A 26,877-nucleotide genomic window follows, 5' to 3' on the forward strand; every position below is an offset into this window, starting at 1 on the left:
TTCCCCTCATGCGCCCGGCGGGATTCGGCCGATGCGGAAGGCGGACGGCGGCTCCAGCGACTGCCGCCGCCCGAGGGTGACGCCCTGGGGCGGCGGCAGTGGTGACGCAGGTGAGGCGGGTGTCCACGGCGGGCGGATCGAGTTCGAGGCGTTGGTGCACCTGCGCGGGTGAGGCACCGGCGGCGCGGGGAGCAGCGATCCGCTCGGTGGGTGTTGCGCAGTTGCCTCGGCCGGTTTCAACAGGGGGCGAAGCCACATGCGAGATCGGCGAGTGTGGTCATTTCCGGGGCGAGCCCCAGCGATCTTCTCCGTCGGCGCGGTCTTCGTCCGGGCGCGTACTTCAAGCCGGACCGAGCCGCGTCCCAGCGCGCGTGTGAGACCACGTGTACCTGCCGGTCGAGCCGCTGACGGCCTTGCCGGGCACAGGCCCCTCACCCGGTCGTCTGCGCGCACCCGTCCGGAACGAGAGGTCCGTCAGCCCTTACTGGCTCGCTGAGCAGTTCCGCGAGACCGATGTCACGTGTGGAAGACGTGCGCTCGCGGCCTGCGATGTTCGGCGGCAACCAGAGCCGCGACATGACCGTCGCGGTAGGCCACAGGTGAGCACCTGCTGGAACGATGAGAGCCGGCGGAGGGCGGTCGACGGAGGTGCTGGGCCCCATCGCCGGCTGGATCGGCGGCGTTTCGTGGGCTGTTGGAGCCCGGAATGACGAGCCTGTCAGAGAGTGCCGGTGTGCGGAAGGCTCGGCCCACTCACGCGCGAGCACTCCCCCGGTCCCCTGGCTGTACTGCGAGCCCACTGTGCGGCGCGTCAAAGACCATCTGCAAGGGGCCGGGTCGGCGACGGCTCCGTGAGCGGTGCAGTGCTCCAGCGCTGACTCGGCGACGCATCTCTCGTGCCGATCGCCGCGCCGGTCTGTGAGCCGCCCCTTGCGGCCGGCTGCCCGCACTGTCAGCGCAGCGGTACGGGCAGCTTCAGGGGCACCCGCTCATGACGCTGCGCAGCAGGTCGACGAGCGGCTGTACCGGGACGGTCGGGTCGAAGGCGCGCTGGACGCCGAGTCCGATGCCGAGGCTGAGCAGAGTCAGGGCGGCAACGTCGGCGGGCAGGGCAGGGGTGATGCCGAGTTCGTCCGCCTGCGACCGGATCAGGTCCGCGAGCGCGTCGGTGACGCTGCGCCGACGTTGGGCGAGCTGCTCGCACACGCGCTCGTCGCGGCGGTTGGCGGTGGCGAACTCCACTTCCAGCGAGGTCCACGAACCGTCCCCGATGGTCTCGTCGGCCCAGCGGGCGAATCCCTCGATCCGGTCCTCGAAGCGGGGCGCGTCGCCCATCGCGGCTGTCAGCCGTGTCACCTGTTCCGCGGCGATGCGGTCGAGCACGGCCAGGCACAGCTCGTTCTTGGTGGCGAAATTGGAGTACACCGCCCCCTTCGAGTAGCCCGCCGCCTCGGCCACCCGCTCGATCGACGTCGCCGTGAAGCCGTCGCTCAGGAAGAGCGCGTACGCGGTGTCGAGGACGTGTTCGCGGGTGCGGGCCTGGCTCTCCGCCCGGGTCAGTCTTGCCACCCCCGGAGAATACCGCTAGCTTTCAGATTCCGCTGGAATTCCAATACCAGGAGAATCTATGGCGGGGGTGTCAACGACGCGGGCTGGTCGTCGGGTGCGGCGATACCGCCGGCCTCCCCTGGGGGGTTGCGGCGCAGGCCACGGTCGAGGAGCAGCTCCACTGGCATGCCCGCTCGGCGCCCGAGGCGGCAGCCCGGGGCCAGGTCCCGCTCGGGCCGGGGCTGCTCGGCCTCGTGCAGCAAGGCCCGGGGGGAACCGGGTGGTTGCGGGGCTTCGGCGCCGGGCCGGCGGGCGGCCACACGTGGTTCGCCTCGTCACGTACGTCGGTGTGGCGGCCGAGGCACGCTCCGGCAGACGAGTGGTGCTCGGTTCGCGCGACACCCCGGCCGGCGACATCGGCAGCGCGATGGCCGCGTCGTGGGCCATCGAGGGCTGGCTCCCCGCCGTACGGATCGACGGGCGCGCCTGCTTCGACGGCGGCATGCCGCCGCCGACGTCGGCCGGCCTCGTTGCCCCGCTCGACCCGGAGGCGGTGGTGATCGTCGCCCCGACGGCGACGTCCGGTGGCGCGCCCGCCACCGGGCTGAGCCGCCTCGAACCCGTCGCCAGGCGCTGGATGACCCGGACGCGCGATGCGGAGGAACACCTGTCGGGGGCGGCGGGGACCCGGGTCGTCCAAATCGAGCCCAGTGCCGAGGACCCGGCGGTCATGCGCTTCGACTTCATGGACGTCGCACGCCGCACGCCCTGGACGTCTGCCTGTGCACCCACCCGACCGTGTCAAGCGAGCCATCGACAGGAGCACTACGGCATGAGCACCCATTTCGAGGTCATCGTCATCGGCGCCGGCATCTCCGGGGTCGGCGCGGGGGTCAGGTTACGCGAGGCCGGGGTTCGGGATTTCCTGATCATCGAGGCCGCCGACGACTTCGGCGGCACGTGGCGGGCCAACACCTACCCGGGCTGCCAGTGCGATGTGCCGTCCCGGCTCTACAGCTATTCGTTCGCGCCGAACCCGGACTGGACGAGGGTGTACGCGCATCAGCCGGAGATCCTCGCCTACGTGAGAGAGGTCACCGACCGGCACCGGCTGCGCGAGCACACCCGGTTCGGCGTGCGCATGACCGGGGCGCACTGGCAGCCCGACGCGGCACGGTGGCGGATCAGAACCGATGCCGGCGCATTCACCGCCCGGTTCCTGATCGCCGGTGCCGGGCCGTGGAACGAGCCGCTCATCCCCGACATCCCGGGCCTCTCGGCGTTTCCCGGCGAGGTGTTCCACTCCGCGCGCTGGAACCACGACTACGACCTGCGCGGCAAGCGGATCGCGGTGCTCGGCACCGGGGCGTCGGCCGTGCAGTTCGTCCCGGCCATCGCCCCCCAGGTCGACCGGCTCCACCTGTTCCAACGAACTGCCCAGTGGGTGCTGCCCAAGCCGGACCACCGCATTCCGAAAGTCGAGCGGTGGGCGATGCGGCAGGTGCCCGGCGCCCGGGCCGCGGTGGCCTCGGTGGAGTACCGGGCCATGGAGATGCTGGGCCGTGGATTCCGCAAACCCTCGCTGCTGCGCGGCGTACAGGCCCTGGCACGCGTGCACCTGCGTGCCACCGTCCGCGACCGTGAACTGCGTCGCAAGCTGACTCCCGAACACACCATCGGCTGCAAGCGCATCCTGTTCTCCAACCACTACTACCCGGCCCTGACCCGCCCGAATGTAGAAGTGCACGCCTGCGCCGTCCGCACGGTCGACGGCAGCACCGTGCTCGGCGCCGACGGCAGCAGCGCCGAGGTCGACGCGGTCATCCTCGGCACGGGTTTTCACATCCTGGACATGCCCCTGTCGAACCTCATCCACGACGGCGCCGGACGTACCCTCGCCGACCACTGGCACGGCTCCCCCGAGGCGTACCTCGGCACCGTCACGGCCGGGTTCCCCAACGTATTTCTGCTGCTCGGTCCCGGCCTGGGCACTGGGCACAGCTCCGCGTTCACCATCCTGGAAGCCCAGCTCGACCTCGCCCTCGGCGCGATCCGCTCGGCACGCGCCGAGGGGTGGGCCTCGGTCGAGGTACGCCGCGATGTGCAAGCCGCCTACAACACCGACCTGCAGGCCGCGCTCGCGGGCACTGTCTACAACACCGGCGGATGCCGGAGCTACTACCTCGACGTCAACGGCCGGAACAGTTTCAGCTGGCCCTGGTCCACCGACCGGCTCCGCACACAGGTGGCACGCTTCGACGCCCGGGACTTCTCCGTGATCCACGCGGCCGGCCAGCCGCTGAAGCGTCCTGCCGGGTCTGCCGGATCCACTCGATGAGCAGCTGACCGCGGCGGTGACGGACCAGGTCGTTACCTCACCCGGCTCCCCCGAGCGGCCGGTGCTCTCTTCCCGACTGGTCATCGATGCGTCTCCCCTGATCGTCAGATACACCGAACGCTCTACGGTTCCACATGGATAATCAGGAGGTCTGACATCGAGGGGTTGACATGCGATTTGCCGACGGTCCGAGCGTGCACTGCGATGTCCGTATCGAGGCAGACGTGCCGCAGGTCTGGGAGTTGGTGACCGACATTCGTCTGCCTGCCCGGCTCAGCCCGGAGCTACAGCGCGTGGCTTGGCTCGATGGCGCGGACAGACCCCTCGTAGGCGCGCGGTTCGAGGGCTACAACCATCACCATCAGCTCGGCGACTGGCGAACTGTCTCCCACGTGGTCGAGTTGGACGAACAACGGGTGTTCGCCTGGGCAGTCACGGATGCGGACGGCCGGTACGGAGAGCCGACGCTGGATCCGGCGCAATCCATGGCGTCCTGGAAATACGAACTCAGGGCCGAGGGTGAGGGCACCCGGCTGCGGCAGTCGGTCCTCATCGGACCAGGCCGCAGCGGGGTCACGCTGCGGCTCGATCGCTGGCCGGACCGGGAGGAGGAGATCCTTGCCTTCCGGATGAAGGAACTGCGCGCGGGAATGGAGGCCACCCTTCACGGCATCAAGACGCTGGCCGAGGAGAGCGGCTGAGGACTCCACGCGAGGGTGTCACAGCCCTCGCTCGACGCCGCCGGAGGGCCTTGCCACGCCCTGGAGTGGGCGGTGACGAGGCTCACCTGGGCACGGCGTGCAGTTCGCGTATGAGCTGCGGGGTGAGCAGCTCGCCGACCCGGTCGGCGAGGACCGCCATCTCATAGCCTACGAGGCCGACGTCGCACCCCTCGGCCGCGAGGACGCCGAGGCAGCTGCCGTCGCGGATGCGGCCGACCATGAGGAAACCCCCGAGCATTTCGATCATGACCAGCTTCATGCCGTGGAAGCCGTGTGCCGTCGCCGCGTTCTGGGCCAGGCTGGTGATGCCGGAGACCACGGCGGCGAGGTGATCGGCGCGATCTCGGCCCAGGCTGTCCGAAGCGGCCATGAGCAGGCCGTCGGTGGAGACGGCGACGGCGTCGGTGACGCCGTCGGTGGTGCGTACGAACTCTGAGACGAGCCAGCCGAAACTCTGCACGGCAGTGGTCACGATGACGCTCCTTGGGGGTTTCTGGCTTCGGCGCGGGCGACACCCGCCCGGAACCCGTTGAGCAGGGAGGAGACTGCGGGTCTGGCGTGCGGGGGTGGTGTGGCGGGGTCTTCGGCGGATGCGAGAAGGCGCCCGGGGAGAGACAGGAGTGCGGACAGGCCGCCGCCAGGAGTGTCGAAGAGGTCGATGCGGGTGCCTTCCCCGAGGCGGTCTGCGAGCCGACCGACGACGAGGTGGCCGAGGAAGCGGGTGGGCGCGGCGAGCAGGGCCTCCTCGCCGGAGTCGGAGAAGAGGCCTTGCGCACGTTCCTTGTCGGCTTCCGACATGCCGACGCCGTGGTCGACCACAGCCAAGCAGTACGTGTCGTCCTCGCGGTCGTACCAGCCGTGGACCTCGACGGGTTCCGTCGGCGGCGAGAAGTTCAGCCCATTCTCGATCAGCTCGGCGAGAAGATGGGCGACATCGGCGACGGCGTGCCCGCGCACCCGCACAGGCTCCACGGTCGCGATCAGGACTCGCCGGTACTGCTCCACCTCGGCGACGGCGGACTGGACGACCTCGAGGCCGTCGACGGGTGCTGCCGTGGGCCGCGGCGGATTCTGTCCGGCCAGGACCAGCAGGCTTTCGGCGTTGCGCCGCATACGGGTTGCGAGGTGGTCGAGCTCGAAGAGCTCGGCGAGGGCGTCGGGATCGAGTTCCTGCCGTTCCAGGCGGGTGATGAGACCGAGCTGGCGACGTACTAGGTTCTGGTTGCGACGGCCGAGGTTGGCAAGCGATTCGGTGGTGTTGCGACGTAGGCCGGCCTGCTCGGAGGCCAGCCGGAGGGCGGTGTCTTCCACCCGGCGCAGCGACGCCGCGACCTCGGCGATCTCGGCCACGCCACCCAGCAGCCGTGCATGGGGATCATCCGGTGCGTCCGCCCTTGCGAGGAGTTCGGCACGGTCATGCGGGGACTGCTGAATACGGGCGACGGCTTCGGGCAGCCGGCGCCGCGCCACGTCCTGGGCCGTCACGGCGAGCTTACGGAGTGGGCGCGTGAGGGACCGGGAGGCAAAGACGGCGAGGCCCACGACAAGGGCGGCGATGAGCGCGCCTCCGACGAGAAAGGCGGCGAGGGCCAGCTCCGCATCGCGGCTGAGCCGGTCGGCCCGGTGCCGTACATCGTCACCGACCGACTGCTGGACGGCGTACAGATCGTCGACGAGCACGGTCATCGCGTCCCACCACGTGCCCGCGTCGGCGCTCAGCGGAGAGCCGTCGGCGGCGCCTTCCGCCTGTTTCTCGTAGGCGGTTGCGCGTTCGGCGTCCTCGGTTGTGAAGGCCTTTTCCAGGGCCGCACGCTGAGGTGCGGTAGCGACCTGCCGAAAGCGGGCGAGGGCGGCGATGCGTGTGGCGCGCACCTCGGTGAGAGCGATGTACGCCCGGCCGCGGAAGGCGCCTCGGGCGAACACACCGTTGAGGAGCCCGCGTTCGAGAGCGACAGACTCCGTGGCGGCTGCCAGTTCCCGTAATGCGGCCAGGCCGTCGCGCAGTTGACGGTCGGCACCGGTCGCGGTCTCCGCCACCGGATCGACGGCGTTCAGGGCGTCGATGGCGCTGGTGTAGAAGGTGAGGGTCCCGGCCTGGTCGGCTGCGCGCTTGTCGGCGGCGGCTCGGATGTCGGGCAGGCGCCGCATGTACCGCTGGACGACGCCCTCGACCGCGCCTTCGCGACGCATGGCGAGCAGCACCGTGTCGACGCGCTTGCGGGTGGCGTCGAGCGGTGTGCGGAACTCGTCCTCACCGCCCAATAAGCCGTTGGTCATGCCGCGTTCGCGTTGCAGCTGGTGCACCAGAGCCTGAATGCGCAGGCTGAGGTCGACTTCGGCACGGGTCGCCCGTGCATCGCCGAGAACCTCGGCGCGGCCGTGCACGGCGAGACCTGTCACCGCCAGCAGCAGGCAGACCGGGACCGTGATGACCACCCCCACGCGACCCCTGATACTGCGCCAGCTCCGTACCGGCTTCCACACCCTCATGTCACGAAACTAGTCCGAGCGCCGCGGCGGCCGGTTTCCCGCCTGTTAGACCGTGTAGGACATTCCGTTGCACCGCTCTCACACCGCAAGGCAGGAGACTGTGACCCGCGGATCGGCCCAGCGCAGGAGAGCAGCGTCGGCGGAACGGTGGCCTCGCTGTCCCGCAGCTTGCACTGGTACGGAGGTCGCGAATCCGTCCGGGGAGGGAAACCTGCTCACCATTGGCGAGGAGGTCCGGCTGTGCACACATGAGGTCGGTCTGGCCTGTACGACGATCCGCAGCTACTGGTGGGGATCCTCGTTCCTCCCCCGGTTGGTGCTACGCACTTTGCCGGTCGCCCCGGGGACCGGTGTGGTCGGCCCGCTGCAACGCGGGCATGAGTCGCCGTGCGTTGTCTCGGTAGATGCCGCGACGCTGGTGCTCGGTGAACGCGTGGTCCGCCTCGACGGCCGGCACCGTGTAGTCGGTGATGATCCCGGCGGAGGCGGCCGGCCAGTCCGTGCCGAACAGGATCCGGTCGGCACCGGCCGTCTCCACCAGAGTGCATGCCGGAGCCAGCGGGCCTGCCGTGTCGTAGTAGAAGCCGCGGAGGGCCTCCCGCACCCGGGCTGCGTCGAGTGGCGGGGTGCAGAAGTCGCCGAAGGCCTCGAGGCGGGTGGCGATCTGAGGAAGGAATCCGCCGGCGTGCGGCAGGACGACGGACAGGCGAGGGTACCGTTCGAGTGTTCTTGTGCGGATCATGTTCACAGCGGCACGCGTGGTGTCCAGCAGGAAGTCACACATGAAGTTCGGGATGCCGGAAACGGTGGGCACCCCCGGCGGTTTCCCCGGAAGATCGAGTGGGTGGGTGACGAGCACCCCGGAGCGTTCGTCGACTTCGGCGAGGAAGCGGTCGTACGAGGGATCGCCCAGGTACACACCGTTGTAGCTCGCCTTCACACTGACACCGACGGCACCGAGTTCGTCGAAGGCTCGTCGCAACGCCCACGTGGTGACGTCGGGGTGGTCCAGCAGGGCCGGGCAGAGGAAGGCGAAACGGCCCGGATGTTCGTGCATCAAGTCGGTCAGTGCTTCGAAGACGACGGACAGCCCCTCCCTGGCCTGCGCCGCGGAGCGATACCGGTCCTGCATGGTGGGGTTGAGAACGGCGGTCGCGATCCCCGCCCGGTCCATGAGCGCCAGCGTGGCGTTCACATCCCAGCGCGCCCACCACAGCAGCTCTCCCCGACGCACCACTCCTTCGCGCTCCGCCCAGTCCACCCATTGCGGCGCCGTGAAGTGGTGGTGCATATCGATCTTCGCCCGCCAGGCGTCGTCACCACCCTCGGTGCCACTCGAACTGCCGCCTCCCCCGGCAAGGGCGCGGGACGTCTGAGTGGTGCCGGCTGCGGACGCCATGGCCCCACCGGCTATGAGCAGACCACGCCGGCTCAAGGGCCGACCCGAGCGTGACATTCGAACTTCCTTCCGCAGCACCGTCCTCTGGCTCACCACGGTGCACCGGTCACAGGAGCGCGGCCTCGCCGGGCGGCGCCATCGGGGGACGAATTCCGCCGCATGGAGCAGTCGGATGCCACCTGACCGGCACGATCCAATGGCAGCCGTCGCAGCACGCCGTCGTCGGACACCTGCGAGTCGACCTCGCCCCAGTCGCCAGAGCTTCGTAAGACACGGCGGCCTCCTCGTACCGGGTGGCGATACCAGACTGCCTTGAGCCGGTTGAAGCAACGCTCGCCCACGTTGCGCCGGGCGGTGGCTCTCCTCGTCGAGCCGCGCGGGCCCGCCACGGCAGTCGCGCATTGTGCCGGTGCCGCCGCTGATCGGCTTTCTCGGGGACGGGGTGACCGATCCCCCGTCGTCGCGGTAGTCGTGGAAGCCGCGGGCGCTGCAGCCCTTGTCTGCGGTGACGTGTTCGGGGCGGCCGCAGGGCCGACCAGGACCAGATGTCGCCTGAGCCGCAGTGGAGGTCACCGCCCGACGAAGGTCAACCCCTCGCAGGTCGGCGTCCGTCAGCGCCGCGCCGAAGAGGTTGACCTTCGTCAGCGCGCACCGGAAGCGACTTCACCTCGCCGGCGACGGAGTACGCCGACCAGTGCGGGATCGTCTGCGTGGACTAGGCAGCTCTGCGGGCATGGACGGACGGCACCGCCCCCCAGCCGTCTGGTGCGACGAGGCTCGGTACCCGCGCGCAGCGGGGACGCGGCAGCGCTGCTGTTGCCCCGGCGGGGCGGGCACACTCGCTCGGTGAGGGTCGTGCACGGGGAAGCTCAAGGGTGACCGCAACGTTCGGGCCACATTCGCTTCGTGGGTTTTCGGTCGGTGACGCCGGGCGGGGAGTGACTCTGCCGTGCCGTCTCCGCCGTTGCCGTGGCATCACCAGGCTCCATCACCATGCGGACAACCTGGCAAGGACAGGTTCCGGACTCGTCGGCCCTCATGCCTCGCCTGCGAACATCGCCGAGAACGGCGTGTTGCTGTCGTTCAGCCCCGCCTTTCATCGATGGTCCTGCTTCTCGGCGGGGGTCCGGGGCAGACAGGTGGGGAAGTGGGGGACGAGCCCGGAGACCGTAAGGCATCTGGGGAACCTAGGGGGTTGGTTGCGCATGGTCCGTGTTCTCGTGGTGCACGATGCGACGCTGCTGCGGGCCGCACTGGTACAACTCCTGCAGTCCGTTGACGGATTCGAGGTCTCGTCCATGTCCTCCCGCGATGACGACCTCGATGAGAAGGCCTTACGCCCGGACGTGTGCGTGGTGGACGGAGACTGTCTGGAGGGACCTGGAGACGTCGGAGGAGTGTCGTTCTGGGACCGGGTCGGAGCCCGGCTCGTCGTTCTCGGGACTGCGGAGCGGCATGGTCTGTTGCGCAGGGCGTTCGACGCGGGAGCGCTGGGTTTCGTCGACAAAGACGCCTCCGCGCAGCGGCTGATCGCCGCTGTGCACACCGTCGCCGAGGGCCGGCGGTTCCTCGACGAGAGACTGACCGTGGCGCTGCTGGAAGCGTCCCAGATGCCCTTGACGACTCGTGAGCTGAGTGTGGTCTCCCTGGCGGCGCAGGGTGCCCCCATCGCGGAGATCGCCGTCTCCCTGCACCTGTCCCGGGGGACCGTCCGCAACTACATGGCCAACGCGATACGGAAGGTCGGGGCGCGCAACCGCGTGGACGCCATCCGCATCGTGCAGAGCGCCGGCTGGATGTGAGAGCTCACTCCCGGGTTCCGCTCCAGTGCCCCACCAGGTCGCGGTAGAGCGGCGAACGGGCGAGGAGCTCCTGATGGGTACCGCACGCCGCACCGACACCGTCCAGTACCAGGATCCGGTCGGCCCGCATCGCGGACGACATGCGATGAGCCACGACGACGAGTGCTCCCGATCGTCGTGCGAGTGCCTCCTCGGCTCGCGCCTCCAGCGCCGCGTCGAGATGACAGGTCGCCTCGTCGAGGAGCAGCAGCGGAGCCGTGGACAGGTGTGCGCGTGCCAGGACCAGCAGCTGGCGCTCGCCCTGCGAGAGGTCGTCGGGCCGTACCGGCGCGTCGAGCCCGCCCAGGCGCTCGACGAGGCGGTCGGCACCGAGTTCTCGCACTGCTGCATCGATGCCGGTACGCGCCACCTCCGGCCGCAGGTAGGTGAGGTTGTCGCGGACCGAGCCGGTGAAGACGTACGCCTGCTGGGGCAGCAGGACGCGCAGGGCGGAGAGTTCGGCCGTGCTTCGGCTGGCGATCGTACGGCCGGCCACGTCGACCTCGCCGCTGCTCGGCGCGAGTGTCCCGGCGATGACGCGGGTGAGGGTCGACTTGCCGATGCCGCTGGGACCGACGACGGCCAGGTGTTCCCCCTCCTCGATCCGAAGATCGAGCGCGTCGAGGACCGGCTCGGCCCGTGCTCCGTAGGTCACCGTCACCGCCCGTAATTCCACCGCGGGGATCGGGCATGACGCCCGAGGGGCTCTCCGGCTCGGGGAGCGGGTGGGTGCCTGCTCCGGCAGGCAGGCGCGTGCGGTGGCGGAGGTCTGTGGCGTGGCGGCGGTGACGTGGGGAGGCGACACCGGCGTGGTGAACCGGTCCAGGACCACCAGCAGTCGGGTTCCCGCGGCGCCGATCGCGGTCATGAGGGTGTGCAGTGCGGGCAGCAGAGCCTGGGCGAGGTAGGTGAACGCGCCCAGCAAGGCTCCTGTGGTGACTCCTCTTCCCTTCAGCCACGGCACGGTCAGCACCAGGAGCAGCATCGGCAGTTGCCCCGCGATGCCGAGGGCCAGCGTGCGCACCGCCGCCCAGCGGGCGAGGACGCGCGATGTGGCGGCGGCTTCGGCGATGAGCCGCGCTCCGTGCCGTGCCGCCTCCGTCTCGGTACCGCAGGCGGTGATGTCGCGCAGCGCCCGGCGGGTGCGCGCCGCGTGCTCGCCCAGTGCCTCGTCGGCGGCGAGCGCCCGCCGCTGCGCGGCCGCCATGGGCCGCAGGGTGACAAGGAAGAGTGCGAGGCCGCCGACCAGCGGCGGCACGACCACCACGAGGAGGGCCGGGTCCAGTGAGAACAGTCCCACCAGCGCCCCGGCGGCGGTGAACACGAACGAGCGCAGAGTGAGGACGAGACCGGCGAAACTGTCCCTCACGATCTCGACCTGGTTCGTGAGCCGTGAGACGGCGGCGCGGTCCTCGCCGCCGGGGCGGGCCAGGGCATGGGCCATCGACTGGTCGACCGCCCGCCGCACCAGCTGGTCGCGCAGCGGTTCCGTCAGCCCGGCCAGTTGAGCGAACACGCCTCTGACCACCGGCACGGCGAGGACCACCGCGATGCCGGCGACCACGAGCCAGCCAAGTCCGGTGAGCGTGTCGCCGACGAGGAACCCACGGTCGACGGCCCGGGCGACTCCGTAGCCGACCAGGAACGTCTGTGCGGACTCCACCACCGACCATGCCCCGAGCCGCGCGAGGACGCCCCTGCGTCCGGAGAGGAAGCGGCGAGCGGGCGCTGCGAGCCGACGCATCGGCCCGGACCCGCTGTGGTCCATCGCGGCGGCACGGCTGCCGTCGACGGGGGTCACGGCCGGACCTCTCGGCACCCGGAGGCGCTCTGCTTACAGCGGAGCCCGTCAGCGTCGTCTGTGGTGGCGAAGGATCCCTCGGCGTGCTCCGCGGTGGCGAACACCGCCCGATAGGCGGCCTCCCCCCAGAGACGCCGATGAGTGCCCACGGCCCGTACCCGTCCGTCCTCCAGCCAGATCACCAGATCCGCTCGGTCCGCGACGGACGGGCGGTGTGCCACGACCAGCCGGGTGACGGCGGTGAGAGAGCGGCGCAGTGCCTGGTCCACCGCGTGTTCCGTGGCGGTGTCGAGGCTGGAGGTCGCGTCGTCCATGACGAGCAGCCGGCCCGCATGGGCGAACGCGCGTGCCAGGCCGAGGCGCTGGTGTTCGCCGCCGGACAGGGGGGCATTGCCGAGCCGGGTGTCGTACGTGCAGGGAAGGCGGCGTACGAAGGCGTCGGCGTCCGCGACCCTCAGGGCCTCTCGTATCCGGTGCGGTGACACGGTGCGTGGTCCGGCAGCGACGGCTTCCGCCACGGTGCCCTCACCCAGGACCGGGCGCGCGAAAGCGAACCCGACCTCTGCGCGCAGGCACGGGCGGGTCAGCTGATCGAGCGGTGTCCCGTCGAGCAGGACGTCCCCCTCGTCGGGATCGATCAGCCGGCCGGCCACGGCGGCCAGGACGGACTTGCCGGCGCCGCTGCGGCCCACCACCGCGGCGGTCAGGCCGCCCGGCACGACGACGTGGTCCGCACGCAACACCTCCGTTCCGTTCCGCACGACCCGGATTCCGCGGAGTTCGAGGACACCCGGGCCGCGGGCAGGGAGCGTCCGGGTGCCGTAGGCCAGGGCGGGCAGCTGTTCCAGCGCTGTGGTGCGGTCCCGCGCCGCACGCCCCCGGACGAGCGCGCCGAGCAGGGTGGCCGCGCTGCCGAAGCCCGCGGTCAGCTGTGCGTACCGGCACACCGCCACCAGCTCTCCGACACTCATGGCACCTGCGCCGAGCCGCAGTCCGCCGACGGCCGTGGCGCCCACGGTCAGCAGCGGGACGAGAGCACCTCCGGTGGCCAGCGCCCTGCCGTGCAGCACCCACATCCGCCTTCCCAGCTCGGCGAGGCCGGTCAGAGGACGCAGTACACGCTCGCGTTCGCGGGCGGCCGTCCCGGCGGCGGCGATGGTTTCCGCGCCTTCCGTGGTTTCGAGCAGGCGTGCCACGATGTCCGACTGCACGCGCTGGTAGGCCCGTACCGACGTTCCCGTGTCGCGTGCGAACGTCCGCAGCACCCGTGCCAGGGTCGGCAGCCCGGCCAGGACGCATGCGGCGACCCACACGTCGACGACAGCCAGCGCGACGAGCGCGCCGGCCGGGGTGATGAGCGAGGCCGTCAGTGCGGCCCGGGCGGCCGGAGTGCCGCCCGCGTCGGACGCGTTCACGGTCAGCCGTGTCGCGATGTCCCCGGGTGAGTGCCGACTGACCGGATCCGGGACGGCGTGCAGCATTCCGGTGAGAGCGCGATGGCGGATCGCCGCCGTCCAGTCGGCGGTACAGCGGCCGGTGAGCAGCGCGGTCAGGCCGTCCAGCAGAACCTCGCCGACGAGCAGCGCGGCGCTCGCCGCGAGCCAGGGTCCGGCGGCGCCGTCGTGCAGGAGCAGGTCCAGGGTGCGGCCGAGGACGAGGGGCTGGGCTACCGCGACCGCTGCGGCCGCCACCGAGCACACCAGGACGAGCAGTTCGGGCCCACGGCCCGGATCGGAGTCGTACGAGTCGGGTCCCGAACGCCTCGGTCGTCGCCGGGCCGGCATGATTCCCACCAGCCGTTCCTCCTCATGGCCGTCGCCGCCCGCGGCGGCGACGAGACGCGGTCCACCGGCGCCCCGGGTGGTGAGCCCGGGGGCGCCGGTGCCGGATCGCGCGGCCCGCCGCGGTCTGCCGCGACGGGCCGCCGCGGAGGTCAGTTACACGTCGTCACGCTGAGGCTGCTGTCGCCGCAGAGCAGCAGGCTGGCGCGGCTACCCGTCTCGACGTCGCCCATGGCCTCTTCCTTGGGGGTCTCCATCGACTGCAGATCGAACAGGTTCATGTGCTCTTCCCTTCGTTCGGCAACGTGTTGTGTTCACGGTCCCTGGCGGGACCGGCTCGTGGGCCGCGGCCTCTGCCGCGGCGAGGCGAGGAACGGCAGACCGGCGGGACGGTCACCGCGTACGGACGCGAGGGCCAGCAGGCACCCGGCTGTCCCGGTGGAGAGGTCCATCGACAGGCGCATCATCTGTTCGCCGGGGAAGGCGAGTCGACCGCGGTAGGACATCGCGTGCCAGGCCAGTGCGTCGATCTGGCGCCGGACGGCCTGTGGCCCGGTGCCCGGCCCGGTGGCCGTCGTCCGGCCGAGGTACAGCACCATCCCGGCCACACCGCGATAGAGCCCCGGCTGGGCGTAGAACATGGCTTGCGCGGCGCGCACGATCTCGGTCCGCGCCTGCTCGAACTGCTCGTCGGCGCGGTGCGCCAGGTAGTCGTCGAGCACCATGCCGATGCCCACGCTGCCGGCTCCCAGGTACGGCATCGTGCGCCAGCCCTCGTCCACCTGGAGGGCGCCGCCCGCGCCCCTCACGCAGCACGAGAGATCCCGGCGCAGTGCGGTGCGGGCGAGGTCGAGCAGAGCGGTGTCGCCCGTGCGTTCGTACAGACGAAGGAACAGCAGTGCGCTGCCCGTAGCGCCGTACAGCAGACCTGCTCGGCGGCGACCACCGGGCCGGAGGTCCGGCGCATCGTCCGGTATGCTCCGGGCGCTCAGTTCGGCGCACCGCAGGGCCGCCGTGCGCAAGGCGGTCTCCCCGGTGGAGGCGGCCAGCGAGTCCAGCGTCAGACCCACTCCGGCCGTGCCGCTGTGCAGATCCGCGGCGAGATCTTCCAGCGGGTGGTCGAGTAGCAACCCGGTGAGATCGAGCGCCCGGTCCCGGTGGCCGAGGTAGTCCAGGGTCCACGCGGTTCCCGCGAGCCCGTCGTGAAACCCCAGAGGCATGCCCGAGGGCGGTTCCTTCGTCCGGTCGAGCAGCCACTGCTCCTCGCCCTCGGCGCGCTCGGCGCAGCTCTCGGCGAGGGCGTACAGCACCCCGGCCGCTCCGTAGCCGAACGAGAGCCCGCCACCCGCGGTGGCGAACTGGGCGACGTCGCCGGGAAAGAGGCGGTCCTCACGGGTCGGGGTGGCCGACGCATGGATCGCTGCCGTCATCGACTCCCGGCTAGTGGGCCAGTCACCGGGCTCCACCGGGACGAAGCGCTGCCCGCTCCGTCGCGCCGCCGTTGGCCGGGCAGCCGTGGCGCCGGTGATCTCGTCGACCGCCGCGTCGAGGAAGGCACGCGGAACCGGAAAGTGCCGTGACACGACATCGGCGAGATGCTCGGCCTTGCGCCGGTCCAGCGCCAGGAGACTGGTCAGTGGAAGGAACAGGGCCAGCCGCAGGCAGGCCAGCGCGTAACGGTCCACGGCCGTGCCCTGCCTGCCGGGCGGTGCCACGAACCCGGGATGGGCGACCGTCTGCCGGCCCGGCTCGTCGACATGATGTGCGGCTTCGAAGTCCAGCAGGGCCACCCGTCCGTTATCACGCACCATGATGTTGAAAAGGTGCAGGTCGTTGAAGACGACACCACGGGCGTGCACGTCCGCGACGGCCTGTTCGACCCGGGCGTGGATGCCGAGCGCCCATTCGGTGTACTCGGCCAGCCGCCGGCGGCCGGGGTCGGCCTCGATCAGCGGATGACGCCGGGCGAAGAAGGTGTTGAGCGGTTTTCCGTCGAGGTACTCCAGAGCGAGGAAGTGGTGGTCTGCGACGGTGAAGCCGGCCCGCACCTCGGGCGTGCAGGACAGACCCGACAGGCTCTCCAGTGCCCGGCGTTCGCGGTGCAGGCGGGTCACCGCGTCGGCGCCGTCGGCCGCCAGTCCGGCGTGCGGGCGGGCCTCCTTGAGGACCACGAGCTCACCCGTGCGGGTGTCACGCGCCCGGTAGACGCCACCGCCGTTGGAGAAGTGGAGCGCCGACTCGACGGTGTAAGGGATGTCGGCCAGCGTGACCGTCGCCCGCGCGTCGACGTGGGGCCGCAGGAACTCCGGCACGGTCACCCAGTCGGGCACCTGGAACACCGGGCCGCGAAGGTCGGGGACGAGTACGCCCTCGGGGTTCGCGACGGCCGGCCGCAACTCTCCGTTGTCGTCGTAGCAGTTGCGGCGGGTGAAGCTTCCGTACCGCACGTGCACCGGGCTGTCGCCGAGTCTGAGGTCACTCAGTATGCGCGGTCCGGGCTCAGCCGCCAGCAGCTCGGCCAAGTCACCGGCGAGGCGCTCGAATTGCCGCTCGTCCGCCGGATACACGGTGATGAACTTGCCACTGCCCGCCCGATCCGCGTACTTGGCGTTGCGCTGGTGCAGCAGATAGCGGCTCGGCACGAACTTGAACGCGACGCCGCGCTCGAGGCAGTGCTCCCGAACGCGCTCCAGGACGGACTCGGCGTTGTCCAGGCAGGCGGAGACGTGGATCTTCCAGCCCTGTGGCGGCAGCGCGGCGTCGAGCGGGCGCAGGGCGAGCCAGTCACCGCTCTCGCCGCGCTGCCATCCGGTCGGCACGGGCAGAAGGGCAGCCGCGTACCGGGAGTCCGCCGCATGAGTGCCGGGAGCGGTGCGGTGCGGCGCGTCGTAGAAGAACGGGTCTGCGTCGCAGTACACGGCGTAGCCCTTGTTCACGCCTGCTCCCTCCGACCGGATCGGTGCCGGGACAGACGCTGTCACGCGACGCGGCGGCGGGGACAGTCACCGCTGTCATCACTCCGACGTGCGGAACGCACGGGTAACTTGCCCGAGCGGAACTCCGGAAGCGGTCGGGCCGTCAGTCCGCGCCGCGCCGCGCCGACCGTCGGCGCAGCCAGACCGGCAGCCCGTACCAGCACAGGGCGAACCACAGCATGACGCCGCCGACGAGGAGTTCGGGACCTCGCCCGAGCGCCCGCCGAACGCCAGGCCAACTGCCCCCGCGGGCGCCCCGCTACGTGCCCCCCACCGCCGACAGCAGCGCCAACGGTGACGCCGCCGAACGCGATTCCCGCACGCACGCGTGCGGGTACGGCACCGGTTCCGGGTGGGTGTCGCGGCCGTACCCGGCGAGGACCTCCGGCAGACGGTGCCCGGTTGTCGTTGCCGCGTCGATCAGAGCGTGGGCCACCGTGCCAGCCTCGTCATGGAGGCCGTAGCGGGCCAGGCCCAGGGCGATCATGGCGTTGTCGTGCGGCCAGACGGAGCCACGGTGGTAGGAGAGGGGGTGGTACGCCGGCTGGCCCGAGGCGAGGGTACGTACGCCCCAGCCCGAGAAAAAGTCCGGTTCGAGCAGGCGGTGGCCCACCAGCTTCCCGTATTCCTTGTCCAGCAGCCCGGACCAGAGCAGATGCCCCGCGTCCGACGCCAGCGCGTCCACCTGGTTGCCCACGGCGTCCAGCGCCAGGGCGGGGAACGAGTGCTCCTGCATCCAGAAGTCCCGCTGGAAACGGTCGCGGAGGTCGCCGGCCGCCTGTTCCAGGAGGGCCGCGTAGGTCTCGTCCCACCACACCGTGCGGGCGAGCCACGCTGTGCGGCGCAGGGCGTCATACGCGTAGCCCTGGGCACCCGCCGCCATCACCGCTCCGGCGGGGCGAGTGCCGTCGGCCGAGCAGATGGCGCCGGGGGGGAATCCTTCCAGTTCTGGTTGGCGAGGCCGTGCTGGTCGGCTCGGTAGGTCAGGTAGCCGCGGGAGTTCAGGCCGCCGTGGTCCAGCATCCAGCCGATCGCCGCGCGGGCGTGGGGTTCGAGGCGTCGGGCCAAGCTCGTGTCGCCCGTCTGTTCCGCGTACGCGCCCAGCAGGATCAGGAACAGCGGGGTTGCGTCCACCGAGCCGTAGTAGCGGCCGTACGGGACCTGCCCGAAGTGCGCCAGCTCGCCGTGCCGTACCTCGTGCACGATCTTGCCGGGCTGGGAGACGGCGTCCACGCTGGTCTCCGTCGCCTGGGTCGCTGCCAGCGCGGGGAGAGTGGCCGCGGCCAGCTGGGGTCGGTAGGGGAGAGCGAACAGCGACGTCAGCAGGGCGTCGCGCCCCAGGAGGGTCAGGAACCACGGTGCGCCCGCAGCCGGGACGCGCAGCTCCTCGCCGTCGGGGCCCGTCGCCGGTACCTGGAGCAGGGCCAGGTCCGCGAGGCCACGGGCGCACGCGGCGGCCAGCTCGGGCCAACTGGCCGGCAAGGCCACGCCCTCAGCGACCTCGTCCGCCAGGGCGCGGTCGTGGTCGTCGAGGGCGGCCGGGGATCGCGGTACGCGCAGAGCCCGTTTGTCGCCGTGCGGGCGGGCCATCACGCGGAGGATGAGTTCGGCCGTGCCGTGCGGTTCCAGGTCCAGGGTCCAGATCAGGCGGCGGGCGCCGGTGCCCGTCTCCTCGACGCCGTGGGGGGCGGGGTCCGCCGTCACGGTCGTGACCGACCGCCAGTCGCCTCGCTGGTAGGTGAACTCCACGCCGTCTTCCAGGACTTGACGGGGACGGGTGGCGCCGGTCTTGGCATACGTGCGGTGGTCGGAACGCAGCTCGAACTGGTCGGTGAAGTCGGCGTCCGCGGTGACCGCCAGGCGGACCGTCGTCGGCACCGGACGGTTGCTGATCAGGCGGAGCGATTCGATGAACGAGTTGTCGCCGACAGCCTGTTCACGGAAGAGCGTGTACGCGGGCGGCTCCTGGCGTCCGCCTCGCGGGACGAGGACGCAGCGGGCCGTGTCCCCGTCGGCGACGGGTGAGAGCGTCTCGGGCACCGCCCCGTCCACGGTGAGCTGCCAGCGGCTCAGGTGCCGGGCGTCGCGTACGAATAACCCATCCGGGGAGCCGACGCCCCGCACGCCGCTGATGTCCCCGCCGTCGCCCACGGCGGCGAACGTCCCCCCGTGAACGAGCAGATGATACCGGTCCGTCATCCCGGGTTCCCTCCCTCGAATCCCGTCAGTGCAGTGGTCTCGGTTCGGCCGTGCAGCAGGTCGAGCGTGAGCGCGGCGGTCCAGCTGAAGCCGGTCGCCCCGCAGGCCTCACCCGTGTACGGGTCGACGTATTCCGCGAAGTCGGAGGCCTGCGCGATATCCAGGACCGCCTCGCGCAGCGCGTTGGCACGTCGGTGCTCCCCTTGCGCGCGCAGCCCCCACTCCAGCAGCCAGTTCGTGTTGAACCAGGCCGGGCCGCGCCAGTAGCGGTGCGGTTCGAACGCCTCGCCCAGAAGGTCGTAACTCGGTACGAGCCGGGTCGAGTTGCCGAGACCGAAATGCTCGGACGCCGTCGTGCGCACCAACGCCGCGGAGATGTCCCGCGGCAGGCCGGGCAGCATCAGCGGGATCAGGCCGGAGACGCTGCGCTCGCGCACCAGCTCACCGGCGCGGACATCACGGCAGAGGAACAGGCCCTCCGCCGGGTCCCACATCCGCTCGATCAGCGCCGCCGTCAACCGCTGGGCGCGTGCGTGCCGGGCCGTCCCCGTCGCCCCGAGCTCCCGCGCGATCCTGGCCAGCGCGTGCTCGGAGGCGATGAGCAGGGCGTTGAACGCCGGGTCCTCGACCGCGAAGTCACCGGAGCCATCGGCGTACCCGCCGTCCCGGTAGTCTGTCGCCAGGCGCACATACCGCCCGTAGTCCAGATCCGTCGGCCGGTCCTCGGCCGCCCTGTGGTCGAGGTCGGCGCGGCGGAAGGAGCGAGCCGGGGCCGGGGTGATGCGAGACAGCGGGGCGTCCCAGCAGGGACTGTTGTCCATCCCCTGTTCCCAGGGGTGGACGACGGACGCCAGACCGCCGGAGCCGAGGTCCCTGCGATGCAGCAGGTAGCGGTGCCAGGCGGCCAGGCGGGGATACACCCGGGTGAGGAAGCCGCGGGCCCGGGACAGTCCCGGGTCGGCGATGTGCACCAGCCAGGCCGCCAGCGCGTGCACCGGTGGCTGCGTGATGCCGGAGGTCTGTACAGCGCGCGGGGCGCCCGCAGCGCGCCCCGCAGTCGAGGAGCGCCAGAAGTCGGGGCTCGGGAAGTAGGCGCGGAGCGGTATGGAGGGGTTGAAGACGATGTGCGGGACACGCCCGTCACCCCACTGGGCGTCGAGCAGCGTCTCCAGCTCCGTCTGCGCCCGTAGCGGCGAGACGTGCCTGAGGCCGATCGCGATGAACGCCGAGTCCCACGACCACTGGTGCGGATACAGGCCGCGCGAGGGCACCGTCGAGGCGCCGGTCCAGTTGTGCTCCAGCACCCGGGCGGCCCTGACGTGCAACGAGCCGGCCACCGAGGGCGGATCGTATGCAATATCACACGCCGTGGGGCGGACTGTGAGTTGGGCAGTGCGATCCACTCAGGACCCCCGAAAGACGTCTGGCCGACCGGTTTCGGTCATGGCCGTCGTAGAGTTACGTCTATTTAACACGCAAAACCCAATATGTAATGCAGGGTTGGGAAACACAAGGGGGTGCGCATGACCGGCCGAGCGGGACGGACGGGCAGGGGGACCAAGAGTGGTGGTCAGGCCGGCGCCGGTGATCTGCTCGAACTGGTGCGCAGCGGACGTGCCGTCACGCGCGGTGCCCTGCAGCAGGCCACCGGGCTCTCCCGTGCCACCGTCGGGCAGCGCCTCGAACGGCTCTTCCGTGCCGGCTGGTTGCGCGAGGGCGCCCACGGCACCGTGACCTCCCCGCTGGGCGGCCGTCCTTCCATCACCCTGGAGTTCGACGGCGAGCACGCGGTCGTTCTCGCCGCCGACCTGGACACCCGGCACGCTCGCGCCGCCGTCGTGTCCCTGACCGGCGCGACCCTCGCCGAGCACAGCGGCACGCTGGTGATCGAGGACGGGCCGGACGCGGTGCTGGACGGGCTGGGGCGCTGGTTCGCCGAGCTGCTGGAGAAGGCCGGGCGACGGGCCGACGAGGTGTGCGGCATCGGGCTCGCCGTGCCGGGACCGGTGGACAGCGAGACCGGCCGGGTCGTCCAGCCGCCCATGATGCCGGGCTGGGACGGCTACGACCTACGGGGCCGCCTCGCCAGGGCCTTCAGCGAGCACACGAACGCCGCGCCGGTGCCGGTCCTCGTCGACAACGACGCCAACCTCATGGCGTACGGCGAGCAGCGCACGGGATACCCGGACTGCTCGGCGTTCGTACTGGTCAAGGTGTCGACCGGCATCGGTGCCGGGGTTGTCGTGGACGGCTCCGTCTACCGCGGCATCGACGGGGGCGCGGGCGACATCGGGCACATCCGGGTCGGCGCCGACGCGCTGTGCCGGTGCGGGTCGAACGGCTGCCTGGCTGCCGTCGCCAGCGGTGGTGCCGTGGCCCGGCGGCTGGCCGAGGCCGGGGTGCCGGCGGCCTCCGGCTCGGATGTGCGGGACCTGCTGGCGTCGGGGCATCCGGAGGCGGCGGCGCTGGCGCGGGAGGCCGGGCGCCAGGTCGGGGATGTGCTGGCGACCGTCGTGACGCTGCTCAACCCCGGGGTGCTGATGATCGCCGGGGATCTGGCCGGAACGCCCTTCCTCACCGGCGTACGGGAATTGCTGTACCAGCGGGCCCTGCCGCGCTCCACTGCTCGTCTGGACGTCGTGACCTCGCAGCTGGGGGAGCAGGCCGGGCTCGTGGGGGCCGGGGCGCTGGTCGTCGAGTATCTGTACGCGCCGGAGCGCGTGGAGGAACGGCTGTTGGCGCTGGGTATATGACGTCCGGGTTTCCGTCCCGTGGCACTGTCCGCATGGTGAAAATCCGACTCCTTGTGGCAGCGCGACTCTCGCCACCCTGGATACGGCGACGTGGCGGTGTCGTGATCAGTGCCGACACTGACCCAGCCGGTATTGGCCGCGATGTCGCAGATCCCTTACGGGACGGCGCCGCAACTTCACAGCGCGTTGACTACGGACCTCACCGGAGGCGCTCGTATCTCAACGCTGGCCCTCGCTACGGCGGTGTACTGGCCCGTAGTACCTCGTCAGGAGCCGGCCACCGTGCCTGCCGTAGTCCCTCGCGCCTGCCACGCCAGCGTCATGCGCCGGGCAAGGTCGCGGCCTCCGCCGGGTTTCCATAGGCTGACACAGTCAGCAGGTCAGCGAGCATTCGGGAACGCCGAGCCACCGCCACGCACGCCGTCATGCCGGTCACCGGCCGCGGTCAGGACACGCGGCAGAACCTCGGTGACCGAGTACCCGGTGGTGTTCAGCGGTGGAGAAGCGGATGACGCAGCTCAGCGAAGGCCACGACGATCCGTTCGCCCTGCACCTTCCCGCACTGGCGGTGCTCGACGACGGGGGAGTCGTGGTCGGATGGAACAGGCGGGCTCAGGAACTGCTCGGCCATCCGGACACAGCCGTGATCGGGCGTCCGGCGTTCGAGGTCCTGGTCGATCCTCGTGATCTGCCGGCCGCCACTGAGGCCGCGGCGAGCTGCAGGAGAGCCGGCGGCTGGTTCGGCGTCCTCACCTTGCGGCACCGCGACGGGCGGCCCGTGGAGCTGGGGCTCAGGGCCCAGGAGCTGTCACACGGGGGCCGGGCCCGTGAGTGGTTTCTTGCGGGGGCACTCGCGGTCGACGTCCTGGAATGGCAAAGGGACCGCGCGGTTCTCGACGGACTGTACCGCCAGTGCCCGATCGGCCTGGTCATCCACGGCCCCGACCTGAGGATTCTCCGGGTCAACCGGGCCATCGAACGCTTCAGCGGTGTCCCGGCAGCAGACTTTCGGGGGCTGCCCACCGGCCGGATGCTGCTCCCCGACGACGCACGCAAGGCTGTGGACCGCGTGCGCCAGGTGATGGACACGGGAAGACCCCTGGTCTACTCCGAACAGTTCGTTCGCCTGGAGCGGGATCCGGCCCGAGAGCGGGTCGCGTTGGTCTCGTCCTTCCGGATGGAAGACCCCTCCGGCCGCATCCTCGGTGTGGCCGAGATGATCGAGGACATCACCGAACGACATCGGGCACAGCGCCGGCTCGCGCTCCTCGACCAGGTCGGCAGCCGCATCGGGACCACCCTGGACGTGGCCGAGACCGCGCGGGAACTCGCCGAGGTGATGGTGCCTCACCTCGCCGACCATGCGTCGGTGGACCTGCTTCAGCCGGTGACGCGTGGTGAGGAACCGACTCGGGCCCTGGCAGGGCCTCTGGTGCGGCTGGGGTCCTGCAGTGTCGGTGCCCAGCAAACCGGCCCGCCCCACCCCCACGGCGAGCCCGTGGAGTTCGGGCCCGACACACCGCAGGCCGGATGCCTGGCCGAGGGACAGCCCGTCCTGGAGCCGGTTCTCCCGCCCGACTGGTTCTCGGCGGAGGGCCGTCACAGGGCCCACGCTCCGGACCCGGGCACCCACTCCCTGATCGTGGTACCGATTGCCGCGCGTGGCCTGGTGCTCGGTGTCATGACCTTGTGGCGTTCGCGCCGCCCCGATCCCTTCGAGGCGGACGATCTCACCCTCGCTCAGGAACTCGCCTCGCGCGCCGCCGTCGCCATCGACAATGCCCGGCGCTTCACGCAGCATCAGCAGACCGCGTACACCTTGCAGAGCAGCCTTCTGCCCCGGGCGATACCGGATCAGTCGGCTGTCGAGGTGGCCCTTCGGTACCTGCCGGCCGGCGCGGGCCCGGGCCTGGGCGGGGACTGGTTCGATGTCATTCCCCTGTCCGGGGCCCGGGTCGCTCTCGTCGTCGGAGACGTAGTGGGGCGCGGCATCCATGCCGCCGCCACCATGGGCCGGCTGCGCACCGCCGTCCATACGCTCGCCAGCCTCGATCTGGAACCGGACGAGGTCCTCTCCCGCCTCGACGACCTGGTCAACCTGCTGGCGGCCGAACAGGAAGCAGTCGGCGAACGACCGGTGGGTGAGCAGGTCATCGGCGCCACTTGCCTGTACGCCGTGTACGACCCGGTCTCCGGCCTCTGCTCCGTGGCCCGCGCCGGTCACCCACCACCGGTCATGACCGCTCCGGACGGACAGGTGGCTCTGCTCGACCTGCCCGCCGGCCCACCGCTCGGCCTGGGCGGCTTGCCGTTCGAGGCCCAGGACATCGAATTGGCCGAGGGAAGTCTGCTGTGCCTGTACACCAACGGAATCATCGGTGAACGCCACGTCGATGGCGACGTCGGTCTGACGAAGCTGTGCGCGGCGCTCACCCGGCCTGCGGGCACGCTGGAACGGACATGCCACGCAGTGGTCGACGCGCTGGTCCCCTCGCTCCCCAGTGACGACGTCGTCTTGCTGATCGCTCGTACCCGCATGCTGCCACCGGAGAATGTCGCCTCCTGGCAACTGCCGCCGGAGCCTTCGAGCGCCGCTCGTGCCAGGGCTCTGACCTCGGCCAAGCTGACCGAATGGGGTCTGGAGCATCTGGAGTTCACCACCGAGTTGATCGCCAGCGAACTGGTCACCAACGTCTACCGATACGCCGGCGGCCCTGCGACCCTGCGGCTGATCCGTGAACGGTGTCTGGTGTGCGAGGTCAGCGACAACAGCCACACCTCACCACACCTGCGCCGCGCCCGTACGACCGACGAGGGCGGGCGCGGCCTGTTCCTGGTGGCTCAGATGACTGAACGCTGGGGCACGCGCTACTCCCACGAGGGCAAGACCGTGTGGACTGAACAACCGCTGGCCGGCCCACCCGTCTGACCGGCTCGAGACACCGTGGCGCTCCTGAGGAGGAGGACCGGCCCATCGGCGAGATCCAGCGCGTGCGGCAAAAGGTGCACCGGCGCTCGTGCTCGAGCGGCACCGCATCGACGGACAACAGCGGCGCGAACCGGTCGGCAGCGCGGATCTGCTCAGTTGAGCCGGCCGAGTCGCGTCCCACAGCCCGCGCCGACCGCACGGGGGCGCGGCCGTGCGCGCGCCGCAGCCGACGCCATCGACTGTGCAGACCCCCATGGCCCGCGGTCGGCTGGGCGCGCGCCGCCCTAGGGGGTGTCCGCAAAGTCGCGTCGTCCGCCCGAAGGGCGGGCCCTGCGGCGTCCGGTGCGTGCTCTCGGCGTGCCGGGCGGACATCCGCGTACTGGTTGTACTCGGGTGTCCGCCCGGTGCGGCGAGAGTGCGTGCCGGGCGTCACAGGGCAGACGCGACTTTGCGGACACCCCCTAGGGGCGAACATCCAGGTCACTTAGCGGATTCCGGCAGTGGCCACGCGCCCTGGGACGTTGCCGCTCGGTCGTCGGCGCATGAGTCGCCTCCGCTCCGAGACCCGGCTCAGTCAGTACACCGCGACGGCGGCTCGCATCACTGCGGCCGACGAGATCACGGACGCCGTCACAACCTCACGGTGGACGGTCCGAGCCCGGGAGGCTGGCCGAGGGTGTCGGCGAGGTCGTTGGGGAGGGGGCGGCGTGCCGGTCGACGGTGTGGGTGTGTGGTGCGTACGCGGCCGGCGGCTTCGGATGGCCGCGGCTGCTGTCTGTCTCGGGACTGCCCGATCCGGCCAGTTGTTGTGTGCGCCGCGGCCATCATCGTCAAGGGCTGGGCGGCTTCGGTCCGGTCATTCGAGCCGGTCGACGAGGATCATCGCCACGTCGTCCGTCAGGTGACCGCCGGTGTGGCGGACCAGCGCCTGGTGCAGTTCCTCCAGGAATTCCTGCGGTGTGGTGTCGGCCCGGACCGCCTCCATGGTCTTTGCCAGGGCGAAGAATTCGTTGTCCCGGTTGCGGGCTTCGGTCACACCGTCGGTGTACAGCAACAGACGGTCGCCCACCGCGAACGGATAGCTCTCGGCCTTGCGCGGAAGGTCGGTGACAAGTTCCTCCAGGCAGAGCGGCGGGCATGACAAGGCGGGCACCAGGGCGTGCACCCTGCCCCGGTGCAGCACCAGAGGAACCGGATGGCCACGGTTGACGACATGCACCACGGGTTCGTCCGGAATCTCGGCCAGAACGGCGGTGACGAATCCCTCCAGCCGAATCGTCTGGGAGTACGCTCCCGGGACGGCCACCTCTCGTTGCAGCGCGGCCGAACAGTGGTTCATGACCTCGGTCGGTTCGTCCTCGTAGTGCGCGGTCTCGCGGAACGCACCCAGTGCGACCCCGACGGCGCGCATGGCCGTGAGCCCCTTGCCGCGGACGTCTCCCACGATCATCCGGACTCCGTACCGGGTCCCCACTGCCTCGTACAGATCACCGCCGATCTGTGCCTCCGTCCCGGCCGCGAGACTGAGGCTGGCTGCCCGCACGGGACCCAGTCGTGCCGGTACGGGCCGCAGGACGACCTCCTGGGCTGCCATGGCGATGCGGCGCACCTGTTCCAGTTCGCTCCGTCTGCGCGCCTGCACGGCGCTGCTGGTGAGGAGACCGGCAATGGATACCAGTGCCAGCGCCAGGAAATTGGTATAGACCTGCAGCGTCGTCCACGCTTGGTTGTACGTGGCGGTCGTCACGCTGATCGCGAGGGCGAGAGCGGCCGCTGCAAGTGTCCCCTTCGGGCCCAGCGTCACGGCTGCCAGCGCCGGCATCGCCGTGAGAAGGGGGCCGGTGTAGATGAAGTGGGCCGGTGTGAGCTCGATGACCAATACGGCGAGCGCGATCACGAAGGGCAGGCACTGCGCCAAGGTGAAAAGAAATCGGCCAGGAACGCCGGCTCCCGGTCGGAGAAGCGAGCGAGATGTCGACCGCATGCGTCCAGCCTGCCCTGCCGGAACCCAAGGCTCCACTCAGGGCCGCGAGCAGGACAGGGACGGCCCCTCGGCGTGGATCTGTTGGATACCGGACAGCGGCGGAGCGGCGAGGCCGCG

General features: G+C 70.8%; 16 protein-coding genes and 1 pseudogene. 6 read left to right on the forward strand and 11 right to left on the reverse strand.

The features are described 5' to 3' along the window. Positions 1-31: 31 nt before the first annotated feature. Entirely contained in the window at positions 32-172 is a 141-nt protein-coding gene (locus tag AB0412_RS30145) for a hypothetical protein (RefSeq protein ID WP_366405754.1), read from the forward strand. An 803-nt stretch (positions 173-975) separates the two neighbouring features. On the opposite strand, the gene AB0412_RS30150 is transcribed toward AB0412_RS30145, so the two are convergent. After that, a complete protein-coding gene (locus AB0412_RS30150; RefSeq protein WP_366405755.1) occupies positions 976-1,569 on the reverse strand; it encodes a TetR/AcrR family transcriptional regulator in 594 nt (197 codons plus the stop codon). Between the two features lie 301 nt (positions 1,570-1,870). Here AB0412_RS30150 and AB0412_RS30155 point away from each other — a divergent pair, with 301 nt between their 5' ends. Then, positions 1,871-3,886: an NAD(P)-binding domain-containing protein gene (locus tag AB0412_RS30155; RefSeq protein ID WP_366405756.1), complete on the forward strand. Its 2,016-nt coding sequence runs from the start codon at positions 1,871-1,873 to the stop codon at positions 3,884-3,886. 170 nt (positions 3,887-4,056) lie between these two features. Further along, complete coding sequence (locus tag AB0412_RS30160; RefSeq protein WP_366405757.1) at positions 4,057-4,587, forward strand: SRPBCC family protein; 531 nt, start codon at positions 4,057-4,059, stop codon at positions 4,585-4,587. A gap of 82 nt (positions 4,588-4,669) precedes the next feature. Here the strand turns inward: AB0412_RS30160 and AB0412_RS30165 are convergent, their stop codons facing one another. From AB0412_RS30165 to AB0412_RS30175, 3 genes are all read right to left on the reverse strand, one after another. Further along, a complete protein-coding gene (locus AB0412_RS30165) occupies positions 4,670-5,080 on the reverse strand; it encodes a roadblock/LC7 domain-containing protein (RefSeq protein ID WP_260824578.1) in 411 nt (136 codons plus the stop codon). Continuing rightward, the gene (locus tag AB0412_RS30170; RefSeq protein WP_366405758.1) at positions 5,077-7,092 is read right to left on the reverse strand and encodes a nitrate- and nitrite sensing domain-containing protein; all 2,016 of its coding nucleotides are present in this window, start codon (positions 7,090-7,092) and stop codon (positions 5,077-5,079) included. Before AB0412_RS30170 ends, AB0412_RS30165 begins: the two co-directional genes overlap by 4 nt. A gap of 325 nt (positions 7,093-7,417) precedes the next feature. Continuing rightward, positions 7,418-8,497, reverse strand: coding sequence for an amidohydrolase family protein (locus AB0412_RS30175; protein WP_366405759.1), 1,080 nt, complete (start codon positions 8,495-8,497; stop codon positions 7,418-7,420). 1,205 nt (positions 8,498-9,702) lie between these two features. Between AB0412_RS30175 and AB0412_RS30180 the strand changes: the two genes are divergently transcribed. Beyond that, positions 9,703-10,299, forward strand: coding sequence for a response regulator transcription factor (locus AB0412_RS30180; protein WP_366405760.1), 597 nt, complete (start codon positions 9,703-9,705; stop codon positions 10,297-10,299). A 4-nt stretch (positions 10,300-10,303) separates the two neighbouring features. On the opposite strand, the gene AB0412_RS30185 is transcribed toward AB0412_RS30180, so the two are convergent. The 6 genes and pseudogenes from AB0412_RS30185 to AB0412_RS30210 form a co-directional block, all read right to left on the reverse strand. Further along, a complete protein-coding gene (locus AB0412_RS30185) occupies positions 10,304-12,106 on the reverse strand; it encodes an ABC transporter ATP-binding protein (protein WP_366405812.1) in 1,803 nt (600 codons plus the stop codon). Positions 12,107-12,135: 29 nt separating this feature from the next. Next, a complete protein-coding gene (locus AB0412_RS30190; RefSeq protein ID WP_366405813.1) occupies positions 12,136-13,923 on the reverse strand; it encodes an ABC transporter ATP-binding protein in 1,788 nt (595 codons plus the stop codon). 149 nt (positions 13,924-14,072) lie between these two features. After that, complete coding sequence (locus tag AB0412_RS30195) at positions 14,073-14,201, reverse strand: SapB/AmfS family lanthipeptide (RefSeq protein ID WP_006130296.1); 129 nt, start codon at positions 14,199-14,201, stop codon at positions 14,073-14,075. 33 nt (positions 14,202-14,234) lie between these two features. Further along, entirely contained in the window at positions 14,235-16,856 is a 2,622-nt protein-coding gene (gene lanKC / locus AB0412_RS30200) for a class III lanthionine synthetase LanKC (RefSeq protein WP_366405761.1), read from the reverse strand. A gap of 298 nt (positions 16,857-17,154) precedes the next feature. Then, positions 17,155-19,094, reverse strand: a pseudogene (locus AB0412_RS30205) (glycogen debranching N-terminal domain-containing protein). Next, positions 19,091-20,497 carry a hypothetical protein gene (locus tag AB0412_RS30210; RefSeq protein ID WP_366405762.1) on the reverse strand — a complete coding sequence of 469 codons (1,407 nt, stop codon included), beginning with the start codon at positions 20,495-20,497 and terminating at the stop codon, positions 19,091-19,093. Before AB0412_RS30210 ends, AB0412_RS30205 begins: the two are co-directional and overlap by 4 nt. Before the next feature lie 120 nt (positions 20,498-20,617). Between AB0412_RS30210 and AB0412_RS30215 the strand changes: the two genes are divergently transcribed. Both AB0412_RS30215 and AB0412_RS30220 read left to right on the forward strand, forming a co-directional pair. Then, positions 20,618-21,847, forward strand: a complete 1,230-nt coding sequence (locus AB0412_RS30215; protein ID WP_366405763.1) for an ROK family protein — start codon at positions 20,618-20,620, stop codon at positions 21,845-21,847. Positions 21,848-22,355: 508 nt separating this feature from the next. Beyond that, positions 22,356-24,776, forward strand: coding sequence for a SpoIIE family protein phosphatase (locus tag AB0412_RS30220; protein ID WP_366405764.1), 2,421 nt, complete (start codon positions 22,356-22,358; stop codon positions 24,774-24,776). Between the two features lie 856 nt (positions 24,777-25,632). On the opposite strand, the gene AB0412_RS30225 is transcribed toward AB0412_RS30220, so the two are convergent. Then, positions 25,633-26,694 carry a PP2C family protein-serine/threonine phosphatase gene (locus tag AB0412_RS30225; protein ID WP_366405765.1) on the reverse strand — a complete coding sequence of 354 codons (1,062 nt, stop codon included), beginning with the start codon at positions 26,692-26,694 and terminating at the stop codon, positions 25,633-25,635. Between the last annotated feature and the right edge of the window lie 183 nt (positions 26,695-26,877).

This window comes from Streptomyces sp. NPDC052012 (genome assembly GCF_040689265.1).
Lineage (GTDB): Bacteria > Actinomycetota > Actinomycetes > Streptomycetales > Streptomycetaceae > Streptomyces.

Bases quoted from the DNA above. Each gene is read 5' to 3' on its own strand.
- AB0412_RS30185 (WP_366405812.1), bottom strand. From the start codon at position 12,106: ATGGACCACAGCGGGTCCGGGCCGATGCGTCGGCTCGCAGCGCCCGCT.
- AB0412_RS30195 (WP_006130296.1), bottom strand. From the start codon at position 14,201: ATGAACCTGTTCGATCTGCAGTCGATGGAGACCCCCAAGGAAGAGGCC.
- AB0412_RS30190 (WP_366405813.1), bottom strand. From the start codon at position 13,923: ATGCCGGCCCGGCGACGACCGAGGCGTTCGGGACCCGACTCGTACGAC.
- AB0412_RS30180 (WP_366405760.1), top strand. From the start codon at position 9,703: ATGGTCCGTGTTCTCGTGGTGCACGATGCGACGCTGCTGCGGGCCGCA.
- AB0412_RS30215 (WP_366405763.1), top strand. From the start codon at position 20,618: ATGACCGGCCGAGCGGGACGGACGGGCAGGGGGACCAAGAGTGGTGGT.
- AB0412_RS30145 (WP_366405754.1), top strand. From the start codon at position 32: ATGCGGAAGGCGGACGGCGGCTCCAGCGACTGCCGCCGCCCGAGGGTG.
- AB0412_RS30160 (WP_366405757.1), top strand. From the start codon at position 4,057: ATGCGATTTGCCGACGGTCCGAGCGTGCACTGCGATGTCCGTATCGAG.
- AB0412_RS30175 (WP_366405759.1), bottom strand. From the start codon at position 8,497: ATGGCGTCCGCAGCCGGCACCACTCAGACGTCCCGCGCCCTTGCCGGG.
- AB0412_RS30220 (WP_366405764.1), top strand. From the start codon at position 22,356: ATGACGCAGCTCAGCGAAGGCCACGACGATCCGTTCGCCCTGCACCTT.